The following is an 11,947-nucleotide window of genomic DNA, read 5'->3' on the forward strand; positions in this document are numbered from 1 at the left end:
CCTCCTGGGTGGTTTTAAGGGCGCCGCCCCCGCACGGGCGGCGCCCGCCTTCATGTCTTGTCCGGCTGCGCAAGCAGTTCTGCGTTGCAGGCCTTCAATTGCCCTGGTCCGGGTTCATCATGCTGCAGAACCGGGAACAGCTTGCGCAGCTCGTCGTGGTAGCTGCGCACGCCATGCTCCAGATCCGACAGGATGACGCCATCATAGCCGCTGGAGAAGGCCGCCTCCCAGCACCATTCGATCAGCTGCTCATCCTCCTTCGAGGTGATCCGGTCGATCCGCCCGCTGAGATAGCGCGCGGCGCGCAGCTGCCGGTCTTCGGACGGTCGCTTGTAGCAGGCGGCGCGCTGGATGGTGCGGCCGTTTTCCACCGGAAACTCGTGGTAGAAAATCACCGAGTCCGGGTAGATGCCGAACACCAGGTTGGGGAACAGCCCAAGATACAGCCAGGCTGCCTGATGCTCGTCGTCCAAAGCCTCGGTCCGCGGCAGCAGCTTCTTGTAATTCTTCACGCTCCACAGCCGCCCGTTACCGGGACGGAAGGCGCCGAAGGATCGCGCGGCGCCATTGCTGAACGGCTGATCCGCATAACTGCTGCCAAACAAGTCATGCAAACCAGGGTGCGCCAGCGGCACATGATAGCCTTCGTTGTCCACATCGCGGACGCATTTCCAGTTTGCGGCAATTTCGGTGGCGCTGATCCCGTTCCCGTCCGGCAGAAGGTCTGCCAGACCGTAAGGCGCCAGCTCCGCCTCGAACTGCGCCATCACTTCGGACACCGCGGGCTGTGGTCCCGGCTTGAAGCGCACAAAGACAAAACCGTGCCAGATGTCCATCTCGACCGGTTTCAGCCCCCACTCCTGCGGATCCAGATCCGGCAGGGTTTCGGGCCGTGCCGCACCGCGCAGGGTGCCGTCCAGATTGAAGGCCCAGCCATGGAACGGGCAAATGATGGCGTTCTTGCAGTGGCCTTTATCCTCTGCCACAACACGGCTGCCGCGATGGCGGCAAAGATTGTGAAAAGCCCGCACCTGGCCATCCGCTCCCCGGACCACCAGGGCCCGCTCACCGGTGAAATCAGCGGCCATGAAATCACCGGGTTCCGGCACATCATTGACATGGCAAACAAGCTGCCAGTGGCGGCGGAACAAAAGCTCCTTTTCCTCCTCCAGCAGCTCCGGATTGGTATAGCTCCAGGCGGGTAAACCGGTGCGTCCGGCCCTGGGATCAGACTGAATCAGCGCTTCGTCCTTCATGCGGGTCTCCTTCCCTCTGACGGGAATCATTAGCATTATTTATTTGAGCGCTCAAATAAAATAATTCACCGATGAGCGCATTGATGTCTGGACAAACCAGATTCCCGGCGTAAAGTTTGAGCGATCACTCAAAAAGAAGAGGGTAGAGAAAATGCGCCGCGCGAGAAGCCGCAGAAAAACCGCCTCAAACGAAGCACCCGCCAGCAAAGGCCCGCATTCCCAGGCCACTCCGGCCTATGCACCGCTGACACCGGTGCAGGTGGACAAGATCGTGGACACCACGATTGAGCTGCTCGCGACCTCCGGCGTGGTCATCGAACCGGGCGGTGAGGCGGATGGCTTGCTGCGGCAGGCTGGCTGTACCCTTTCTGACGGCGGTATCGTGAAGATTCCGGAAGCTGTGACCCGCAGGGCACTGGAAACAGCCGCCCGCAAGACCACGCTCTGGGACCGCAACGGTGAAAACCCCATCTCGATTGACTGCGATCATACCTGGTTCATGCCCGGCATGACCTGCATCGCGGTCTATGACGAGGAATCCGGTGAGCCGCGCCCCTCCACCCGGGAGGACCTGGCGCTGATCACCCGGATTGCCGACAAGCTGCCGCATGTCGACGGTGTCTGCATCGCGGTTAAGAACGTCGAAGAGTCGAACCAGTTCGGCGAGATCGACGAATTCGCCTGCCTGATGGAAAACACTACCAAGCCACTGGAATACCTTTGCGAACACCCGTCGTCGCTTGACGCTGTCATCGAAATGGCGGGCGCGCTGCGCGGATCGCAGGACGCGCTGAGGGAAAGACCCTATTTCCTGCATCTGGTCACGCCGCTGCCGGTCAATCTAGCGCGGATCCACTCGGAGCAGATCATCACTGCAGCCCGGGCGGGGATCCCGGTTGGTGTCGGCACCCTGCCGATTGGCGGCGCATCTTCCCCGATTACCCTGGCCGGCTGCATCACCCACGCCCTGATGACAGATTTCGCCGCCGTTGTTTTGGGCCAGCTGGCCGCCGAAGGCAGTTTCTGCGTCGGCTGTTCGGACGTGAATTTCATGGAGCCGGCAACCGGCGCCATCGGCAGCTTCTCCCAGACCTCGGTTGCGGACATGGCGATGTGCCAGATCCGCCGGTCGCTGGGGTTCCCCTCGCTGACCGGCATCGGCGGCTGCTCGGTTGCCCGCCGCTTCAATCAGGATGCGGTCTGGGAGATCTCCTCGAACATGACGCAGATGTTCTACAACCGCCCCGCCACAATCGACTATATGGGATCGCTCGATCAGGGCTTAACCTACTCGCTGCACGCTCTTCTGCTGTGCGAAGATTTGGCCGGGCTGCTGCGCAAGATGTGGCAGGGAATGGAAATTTCCGCCGACCAGATGGCGGTTGATCTCATCCGGCAGGTCGGCCCTGCCGGTAATTTTCTTGCTCACCAGCACACGGTCGACAATTGCCGGACCCAGGTTTGGAACTCCCGCTATTTTGGTCCGAACATACCGCTCAGCAACGCAGGCGCACCGGATCAGGATCTGTTTGAACGCGTTGACGACGACCTCAAGGCAATGCTGGCCGAGATGGAACAACCGGTGTTGCCGCCGAAAACCAAGGCGGCAGTAACCGCGATCTTAAACAATTACCGCGATCTCGGGGTCTAGGTGTTTGATCCCAAGGTTTGATGGTGCGATCCTTTCACAGGAATGGAAGGAAGCATTGTGGGACAAGTTCGTCACGGGAGCGCCACGCACTGTCAGCCGGCAGGCGATTGCGCAGCAATCTGCCGATAGGGCACGCACGCCGTCAGAGCTGCTATACAGCGATCGCAAGCTTCGCTCGCGGAGCTGAGCAAGGAGCTGGGCATCAATCCCAAGACCGTCGCGAAGTGGCGCAAGCGTGCGACGGTGGAGGATTTGAAGACCGGGCCGAAGGAACCGCGTTCAACCGTTCTCTCCGAAGCGGAGGAGGCAATGATCGTCGCATTCCGGCGGCACACGCTACTGCCGCTGGATGATTGCCTTTATGCTCTTCAGCCGTCGTTTCCGCATCTGACGCGGCCGGCGCTCCATCGGTGCCTTCAGCGGCATGGCATCTGGCGCTTGCCGGATGCCGAGGGTGACAAGCCAAAGCGGCAGCGGTTTAAGCGCTACCCCATCCACAGCCCGGCAGTGCATGTTCACATGCATGAGAGGGGGCTTATTTCATATCGACATCGCCGAGATTCAAACGGTGGAGGGCAAGCTTTATCTCTTCGCGGGCATTGACCGGACCCGCGAGATGAACCCGCTGCCGCTATCGTCTCTGATCGTCTTGGGGCAGCCGATCTGCCCGCAGAGCCGTTCGAGCGTCTGCACAACATCTTCGCCCCGATAGGTGAAGCGCGGATCGGCCGCAGGGCTGAGCCAGAAATGCGTGTCGGCAACGGTCAGGATACGCAACCTCCTGCCCAGGGCGAGCTGGTCGTGAACGAAGTCCCTTCCGGCAGATTGCGCTTGCGCAATCGCCTTTCGGGCAAGGCATCGCCCAGACATCGTTCGGCCTGACGGCTTCCTGACGGCTTCCTGGTGGTCTTCCCGCAGCTTGGCCTTCACCCGGCGCTTGGGGTGCTTGTTCCTGAGCTGCAGGCCCAACTCATTGTAAATCATGAGGGTTTTCTTCATGTTGATCACCCGGCCCTCCCCAATCGACGCACATCCCGGTGGCAATCTCGCGCAAACGGCCAGGCTTCAGAGCTTTCGCCGAATGACATCCTGAAGCATCTCCCGGTCCAGCGTCAGATCCGCCACGGTTGTTCGGGGCAAACAGTCCCCCGGACTGTTTGCGTTTCCCTCCAGCGCTTTCAGCCGGCGCATCTCGTCCGGCAGAAGGCCCCCGTATTTTTCTTCCAGTTGGAGTATGCCGCCTGGCTGATCCCGGCCTTGCGGCAGATCTCCGCGACCGGTGTGCCTTGGGCGCCCTGCTTAAGGATGAAGGCCTTCTGCGCCTCCGTGAACTTCGATGCTTTCATGCGATTGCGCTCCTCTCCCAGCCAGGGAAATTCAGCGGAAAACTCCGGCTCTGAACGATCCAGTTTTCAGGGGGCAGAGCAGCCCAATTCATGGACGCATACAACTTCGCTCGCAGGCTCAAGACGCTCAGCGGCCTCACACCCTGCGAATATATCTGCAAGATATGGACTTCTGAGTCAGATCGATTCACCCTGAATCCGATCCACCAGATGCCGGGACTGAACACCTGAACACCTGGACACAGTTGCTAGGGTGTAAAGCGTTCAGATCATGCCGAAATAGCTGCGGTAGAAGCCTGGCAGACTCCATTCCATTTCCGACAGCGGGCCGGGAATGAAACGGTGCGAATTCACCCCTTCCTGATTGTGGCGGATAATCTTTTCGTCATCGAGCGAGGTCACATGCCAGAGCCAGGTAAGCGCCTCCTTGTCGTAGTCGCGGCCCTCTTCCGCACCACCACGCACATACCAGGCGATCTGTATATCGGTCTCCTGCAGGGAGCGCGGCACAAAGCGGTAGCCGACAAAGTGGTCGGCGTAGATCAGGAAATAGTTGAGCGTGCCGACCGCAAGGTCGGTGGCACCGCCGTCATGGCCGCTGAGCTCGCCTAGCGGAGGCGCCAGCGGTGCGCCGTCCCTGCTGCCGGTCTGATAGCCGGGAAACAGCGGGTAGCGGCGCCAGTAGACATCCGCGCCCGATGCCAGGGCATTGGGGCCTGTGAGGTCCAGTTCTTCGGTCGGCAGGCCGATGGCGGCAGAGCGTTCGCGCAGGGCTTCGCCATGTTTTTCAACATCCGCCGGGTCTTTCAGCGAATGGCTGCGCGAATATTCCTGATGCGAGGGCGCGCAATGGTAGCACTCCAGATAGTTCTCCAGCGCCAGTTTCCAGTTGGCGGGCACCGGATAGGAGGCCTCGTGCGCAAGCGTCAGGTTTTCCAGCTGCATCGGGGCGGACAGCGGTGCCAGCTTGTCCAGGCTGTCCTGCAGCACCGGCGGGTTTTCGTCGGCGCAGACAAAGATCAGCCCCTGGAAAATCTGAACCTGCACCGGGAACAGCCCGTATTCGCCGGGGTCGAAATCCGGCCCCATGGCACGGCCGCCGCGCAAGCGTCCGTCCAGCCCGAAGGTCCAGGCGTGATAGGGGCAGGAGAAAACCCGGGCTGTGCCCTGTTTCTCCAGGCACACGCGGGATCCGCGATGGCGGCAGACATTCAGATGGGCGCGGACATCGCCGCTGCGGTCGCGCACCACGATGATGGATTCCGGGCCGTAGTCGAACAGGAAATAGTCGCCCGGCTCTGCGATCTGGCTGACATGGCCGGCCCAGATCCAGTTGCGGTTCCAGAACGCCTTGATGTCGTGGTCATAAACCGCCTGAGAGGTATAGAAATGCCGCTCAAGCGCAAATCCGGGCTGATGGGTTTCAATCAGGTCACGCATCACTTGCAGGTCATCTTTGGGCATCATGCGCCTCCCATATCGTTGAGTGAGATAAGTTCGCGGCGGAACCATTCAGCATCGGCTGCCGCCGGGTCGCGTTCAAAGTTGCGTGCCGCCAAATGGCCGGCAAAGACCGCATCGGCAATCAGGCCGGGCGACGCGGCGTCGCCGATCAGTTCCAGCGTGGTGAACCGGTCGCCGTAGTCTGCGCGCAGGGCATCGAAAAGCGCCGTATCGCGCTGGCGGGATGTCACCATCAGAAGGCTGGCGCAGCTGATTTGCCGGATGCGGCCGGTGTAAACACAGGCGAGTGCTGCGCCGGTGGCATCCGCCGATTGGAGCAGATGCAGCGGCACGATCTCCACGCCCGCCTCCAGCAGGCTGGTTTGCACCCGGGCCTGCTCCAGCGTCAGGTCGGTAAAGGCCGAGGCAACAGCGCCGGGCGTGGCCAGGATCACCTTGCGGCCCGCCGCGGCCAGGTGGTCGGCCAGCACCCCGCCCAGATACCCCTGGTCGTCATCATAGAGCAGCACCGGCCCGCTGTCCGGCGGCAGTTCACCAGCCATGATATCATCCGGTGTGAAACAGGGCATATCCTGCACCGGCAGCGGGGCCAGCGAAGACCGCCCGCGCCCGTCACGGTGCCACTGGCTGCCGGTTGCGAGGAAGACATTGGGAATGCCGAGGTCCGCCACCTCTTCGGCGGTCATCGGGCTGTCTGTGAACATCTGGACATTGGCGCGCTGCTGCAGCTGCCACAGACGGTTGTCCGCGACCCGTTTCCAGGCCTCCAGCCCTTTGAGGCGGCTTTCGCGCAGCGCCCGCCCGCCAAACTCCCCCCCGGTTTCGGCAACTGTCACGTCATAGCCGCGTTTGGCCAGCTGCATCGCGCATTCCAGCCCGGCTGGCCCGGAGCCGACGACCAGCGCGGTCTCTTCCTTCGCCTTTGGCGCAATCACTTCAGGGTGCCATCCGCGCCGCCATTCCTCGCCCATGGTCGGGTTCTGGGTGCAGCGGATCGGCACGCCGAGCATGTCAGCGGAGACGCAGATGTTGCAGCCGATGCATTCGCGGATTTCCTCGATCCTGCCGTCTTCGATCTTTTTCGGCAGAAACGGATCGGCAATCGAGGGCCGGGCCGCACCAATGAGATCAAGCACCCCCTTTTTGACCAGCGAGGCCATCAGATCCGGCGAGGTGAAACGGCCGACACCGACGACGGGTTTGGAAGTCACCTGTTTGACGAATTCGATGTAAGGAACCTGAAACCCGTCCTGCGGCTGGAACCGGGTGGTCTGGCTGTCATTGCTCCAGTCCGAGACATTCACATCCCAAAGATCGGGCAGATCAGCCAGCAATTCCACCACGGCGCGGCCTTCCTCCTGCGCCTGCATCCCGTCCGGTCCGGCCATCTGATCCACGGCAAAGCGGAAGGCTACCGCGCAATGGCCGTCAAGCTCCTCGCGGGTTTCCTCCAGCAGTTCGCGGGTAAGGCGCAGCCGGTTTTCCAGGCTGCCGCCGTATTCATCGCTGCGGTTGTTGTACTGCGGCAGCAGAAAATGCTGCGGCAGGGTCATCTGGTGGCCGGCGTAGATATAGACAACATCAAAACCCGCCTCCTTGGCCCGCCGGGCAGCGGCCCGGTGCCAGCGGCGCAGGTCGCGGATGTCGGATTTGTCCATCGCACGGGCCTGCTTCGGGAATGGCGTGTCGATCGGCATGTCCGACGGGCCAAGCACCGGCGCGCGGGTCAGATGGTTTGTTGCGTGATGGCCGTTATGGGCGAGCTGGATCGCCGCAAGCGCACCTTTGCCATGCACACCGTCCGTCATCAGCCGGAGGGCGGGAATGTCATGCTCATCCCAAAGCCGGTTTTCCGCATAAGGCCCAAGGTCCGAGGTCGGATGAATTTCCGTCTCCTGGGTGGAGACGACCGCCCAGCCGCCTTCGGCCTTCATGGTGCGCATCGCGGCCTCTGCCTGGGGGCGCACATGGCCCATCCCGTTGCAATGGGGCACCTGGTAAAATCGGTTCCGTGCGGTGACGGGGCCGATTTTCACCGGCTCGAAGAGAATGGAATACCCATTTGCGCCTTGCATGCTGGCACATCCTTTGTGTCTTGGTTGTTTGGTCTTGGCGGTGCGGCGGGTTTCAGTGCCCGCCGCCGGCTGGATCAGAACCCGGCTTTGATGCGTTCGAATTCCTTCAGCATGCGGCCTTCAAGCTCGGGCTTGACGGCGTCGAAGAACAGGCTGCCGCTGAAGAAACTGTCCACATCACCAAACCCGTAGGTCTGGATCAGCTCCTGATCGGCGGATTTGAAGGCCTCCGCGTTGGCATGCGCGTAGCCCCAGTTCTCGATGATGTATTTGCCACTAGGCTCAGAACTCAGCGCGTTTAGCATGTCATAGACCTGCTCGTCGCTCTGGGTGGAGGAATTCAGGTGCACATAGCCGCAGACCCAGGTGGCGATGCCCTTGTCCACGTCGCGCATCATCTTTGCGGGGGTTTCGTTCCAGATCAGGTTCAGCTCGGACTGGTTCCAGCCCCAGCCCATGGTCACCTCGCCGCTGGCGATGGCCTGATCCAGCTGGCCCGCATCGGACCAGTAGAAGCGCACGTTCGGGTGGATCGCACGCAGAAAGTCCGAGGCTTTCTGGAATTCTTCATCCGACATGTCGGTATAGCTTGTGGCGCCGGTGGCCAGCGCTGCCATCGCATAGGCCGAAGAGGCCGCGTCGGGAATGGCGATCTTGCCCTGATGGGCCGGATCAGCGAGTAATTGCAGCGACACGTCAGCGGCGTCGATCTGGTCGGTGCGGTAGATCAGCCCGGTATTGCCCCATTCAAACGGCACCATGTAGGTATTGCCGTCGATGGTGACGCCGTCCACGTCCTTGATCTGCGGCAGCAGCTTGTCCCAGTTGCTGATTTTCGAGGTGTCGATGGGTTTCAGCAGCCCCGCGGCCACCCATTTGCGCAAACCATCAGTGCAGGGGTGGGCGAGGTCGGCGGCAAAGCCCGATTGCAGCTTGGTGAAAGCCTCTTCGACACTGCCGAAATAAGTGTAGCTGGGGGCGCCGCCGTATTTGGCGACGTAGTCGCCATAAAACCCCTGATCCTCGTAGCCGGACCAGTCAAAGACCGACAGGCTGGCTGCGTCTGCTGCGGCGATCCCCGCCGAGGCGGTCAGGGCCGTGGCAGCGGCCAGTACCGTTTTGAACTGTTTCATGTTTCTTCCTCCCATTATTCTCATGCCTCGCGGGCGCCGAGGTCGATGACAGAGGCGTTCTGCACCCCCAGCCAGACCGGATCGCCCTGTTTGTGATCAACCGTGTGGAAGTAGTTCGGCACCGACACCGCGATGGGCTGCTGCAACCCGTCAGTGGTGACGTGGTAATGCACGTTCTCACCGTAGAAAGCGGCGTTGGTGACGGTGCCCTGCAGATAGCCGTCATAGCCCTCCGGCCGTTGCGCCGAAATTTCCAGCTGCTCGGGGCGGATGCCCGCCAGCAGCTGCGGCCCGCGCCGGGGCACATTCGGGTTCACATCGATGGTGAGGGGCCCGAACCCTTGCACCTCCGCCTGCAGCTTGCCGTTCGCCTCGCCTGTCACGGCCGCGTCGAGGAAGTTCATGCCGCCGATGAAGGCCGCCACTTCCCGACTTGCAGGGCGGGCATAGAGCACTTCGGGCTTGTCCACCTGTTCCAGCTTGCCCTGGAACATCACGCCGATGCGGTCGGACATGGTCATCGCCTCGTACTGGTCGTGGGTCACCATGACAAAGGTGATGCCAAGCTTCTGCTGCAGGCGGCGCATTTCGAACTGCATTGCCTCACGCAGGTTCTTGTCGAGCGCCGACAGCGGCTCATCCAGCAGCAGCACCTTGGGCCGCATCACCAGGGCGCGGGCCAAAGCAACCCTCTGGCGCTGGCCGCCCGACAGCTCATCGGCCTTGCGCGCCTGCAGCCCGCCCAGCTCCACCATGTCCAGCGCCTCGGCCACGCGTGCGCTGATCTCGGCTTTTTTGAGTTTCAGCTTGCGCAGGCCGAAGGCGACGTTGTCACCGACATTCAGATGCGGAAAGATCGCATAGGACTGGAACACCATGTTGGCGGGCCGCTTGTTGGCGGGGATATCCGCCATGTCCTGGCCCGCGATGCGGATGCTGCCGGCGTCATGATCCTGAAAGCCGGCAATCATCCTGAGCGCCGTTGTCTTGCCGCAGCCCGAGGGGCCGAGCAGCGAGAAGAACTCGCCTTCCTTCAATTCAAGGCTGAGATCGCGCACCGCCACAAAGGTGCCAAAGCGCTTTTCCACCCCGGAGATTTCGATGATGTTCTGGCTGGTCATCTGCTGGTCCTCTCAACTCAGGCGGATCTATTGGCGGATTTGGTGGAGCGGCGGCGGAAGTATTCGGCTGTCAGCAAGAGCAGCACCGAGGCGAGCAGCAGCAAGGAGCCAAGCGCCAGCGTGTTCGGCAGCTTGGCCGGGAAGCGGATCTGGCTCCAGATATAGACCGGCAGGGTGGGCTGGTTGCCGGACAGGAAGAAGGCCAGCACAAATTCGTCGAAGGACACGGTGAAAGTGACCAGCAGGCTGGCGACAATGCCCGGCGCCACGATCGGCAGGGTCACCCGGCGGAAGGTGCCGATGACGCTTTCGCCCAGGTCAAAAGCGGCTTCCTCCAGCGACTGGTCAAAGTCGTCAAAGGCGGATTTCATGATTGATACGGCAAACGGCAGCGCGACAAAGACATGGCCGAGGATCACCGTGGTCAGCGACGGCCGCAGTCCCAGCGAGATGAACAGCACCAGCATCGAGGAGGCCACGATGATGCCGGGGATAACCAGCGGCAGCATCACCAGCCCTTCGGAGACCTCGCGCCCCGTGAAGCGGTAGCGCACATAGGCGCGGGCGGCGAACAGCCCCAGCGAGGTGGCCGCCAGTGCGGTCACCACGCCGACGATCAGCGAGTTCGCCATCGCCTGCAAGAGCGTGTCCTGCGCGCCCAGCTGGGCATACCATTTCAGGGTGAAGCCCTTCATCGGGAAGGCGACGATGGTGCCGTCGTTGAAGGAAAACAGCGGCAGCAGCAGCACCGGCAGGTAGAGGAAGATCAGGTAGCCGATGGCATAGGCCAGCAGCCAGGGGAAGCGGAGAGGTCTGCGCCGGGACTTTCTGGCAGCAGCGTTCAACGGCTTGTTCAGGGGTTCGCTTACCGGAGTGCTCAACGGATTTTCCTCCCCAAGGCGGTGGCCAGGATGACGAACAGGATGGCGACAAAGCCGACCGAGGCCATCGCCACCAGCGACAGCGTCGCGCCCAACGGCCAGTTGTTGGCGGGGCCGAACTGCACCTGGATGAGGTTCGCCACCATCTTGCCTTGCGAGCCGCCGACCAGCGACGGGGTGACGTAGTCGCCGACGGTGGGAATGAAGATGATCAGGCTGGCGGCAATGATGCCGGGCACGGTCAAGGGCAGGGTAACGCGGAAAAAGCGCTCCAGCTTGGAACAGCCAAGATCGGTGGCGGCCTCCAGCAGCGCGCGGTCGATCTTCTGCAGCGAGACATAGATCGGCAGGATCGCAAACGGCGCCCAGGCATGCGCCAGGGTCAGCACCACCGCGAATTCATTGTAGAGAAGAAAGGTCAGCGGTTCGTTGATCAGCCCAATTGAGAGCAGCGCGGAATTCATCACCCCGTTGAACCCGAGGATCAGCTTCCAGCTGAACACCCGCAGCAGGTAACTCGACCAGAACGGGATGGTGATCAGCAGCAGCCAGAGGGTTTTCTTGCGGGTGCGGAAGGCAATGAAATAGGCAATCGGATAGGCCAGCGCCACTGTCGCCATGGTCACTGCCCCGGCAATCAAGATCGAGCGCAGCATCAGATGCCGCACCAGCGGATCGGTCGCGGCCTCGGCGTAATTGGCCCAAGTCAGCGTCTTGTCGATGTCGACATAGGACTGGGTCCAGAAGCTGTAGGCCACCAGAATGCCCAGCGGTGCCGCCACCAGCAGCCCCACATAAAGCGAAGCCGGGGCGCTCAGTGCCAGGCCTTTGCTTGTTTCGGTTTTTAAAATTCCGGCCATTGCTGGGTATCGCTTACCGTTTTGTTGCGAGGGTGCCGCAGTAAAAATGGACAATCGTCCATAAAAGAGTGGCGGTCAGAACGTGTTTCTGTCAACAGGTTTCTTAAGAAAATGGACAAGCGTCCATTTTTGCTGGATAATCTGCGCGGGATATGCGACC

8 protein-coding genes and 3 pseudogenes are annotated in these 11,947 nt (G+C 61.5%); 3 read left to right on the top strand and 8 right to left on the bottom strand.

Annotation, left to right across the window (positions count from 1 at the left end):
• Positions 1-50 precede the first annotated feature (50 nt).
• Positions 51-1,256, bottom strand: a complete 1,206-nt coding sequence (locus A2I95_RS10265; RefSeq protein WP_291729671.1) for an aromatic ring-hydroxylating dioxygenase subunit alpha — start codon at positions 1,254-1,256, stop codon at positions 51-53.
• 151 nt (positions 1,257-1,407) lie between these two features.
• Here A2I95_RS10265 and A2I95_RS10270 point away from each other — a divergent pair, with 151 nt between their 5' ends.
• Positions 1,408-2,907: a trimethylamine methyltransferase family protein gene (locus tag A2I95_RS10270; RefSeq protein WP_291729672.1), complete on the top strand. Its 1,500-nt coding sequence runs from the start codon at positions 1,408-1,410 to the stop codon at positions 2,905-2,907.
• A gap of 153 nt (positions 2,908-3,060) precedes the next feature.
• A pseudogene (locus tag A2I95_RS10275) lies at positions 3,061-3,523 on the top strand (IS481 family transposase); the annotation flags it as partial.
• Here A2I95_RS10275 and A2I95_RS10280 read toward each other — a convergent pair.
• Positions 3,517-4,253, bottom strand: a pseudogene (locus A2I95_RS10280) (transposase); the annotation flags it as partial. The pseudogenes A2I95_RS10275 and A2I95_RS10280 overlap by 7 nt on opposite strands.
• Before the next feature lie 87 nt (positions 4,254-4,340).
• Between A2I95_RS10280 and A2I95_RS10285 the strand changes: the two are divergent.
• Positions 4,341-4,484 (top strand): annotated as a pseudogene (locus A2I95_RS10285) (IS481 family transposase); the annotation flags it as partial.
• A gap of 33 nt (positions 4,485-4,517) precedes the next feature.
• Here the strand turns inward: A2I95_RS10285 and A2I95_RS10290 are convergent.
• The 6 genes from A2I95_RS10290 to A2I95_RS10315 all read right to left on the bottom strand — a co-directional run bounded on the left by A2I95_RS10290 (position 4,518) and on the right by A2I95_RS10315 (position 11,787).
• Positions 4,518-5,720: an aromatic ring-hydroxylating dioxygenase subunit alpha gene (locus tag A2I95_RS10290; protein WP_291729673.1), complete on the bottom strand. Its 1,203-nt coding sequence runs from the start codon at positions 5,718-5,720 to the stop codon at positions 4,518-4,520.
• The gene (locus A2I95_RS10295; protein ID WP_291729674.1) at positions 5,717-7,792 is read right to left on the bottom strand and encodes an FAD-dependent oxidoreductase; all 2,076 of its coding nucleotides are present in this window, start codon (positions 7,790-7,792) and stop codon (positions 5,717-5,719) included. The genes A2I95_RS10290 and A2I95_RS10295 overlap by 4 nt, the downstream gene beginning before the upstream one ends.
• Positions 7,793-7,866: 74 nt before the next feature.
• Positions 7,867-8,925, bottom strand: coding sequence for an extracellular solute-binding protein (locus A2I95_RS10300; protein WP_291729675.1), 1,059 nt, complete (start codon positions 8,923-8,925; stop codon positions 7,867-7,869).
• Positions 8,926-8,945: 20 nt separating this feature from the next.
• Complete coding sequence (locus A2I95_RS10305) at positions 8,946-10,046, bottom strand: ABC transporter ATP-binding protein (RefSeq protein WP_291729676.1); 1,101 nt, start codon at positions 10,044-10,046, stop codon at positions 8,946-8,948.
• Positions 10,047-10,063: 17 nt separating this feature from the next.
• Positions 10,064-10,891, bottom strand: a complete 828-nt coding sequence (locus A2I95_RS10310) for an ABC transporter permease (RefSeq protein ID WP_291729712.1) — start codon at positions 10,889-10,891, stop codon at positions 10,064-10,066.
• Between the two features lie 32 nt (positions 10,892-10,923).
• A complete protein-coding gene (locus A2I95_RS10315) occupies positions 10,924-11,787 on the bottom strand; it encodes an ABC transporter permease (protein ID WP_291729677.1) in 864 nt (287 codons plus the stop codon).
• Positions 11,788-11,947: the final 160 nt, after the last annotated feature.

It is taken from the genome of Leisingera sp. F5 (assembly GCF_001593695.1).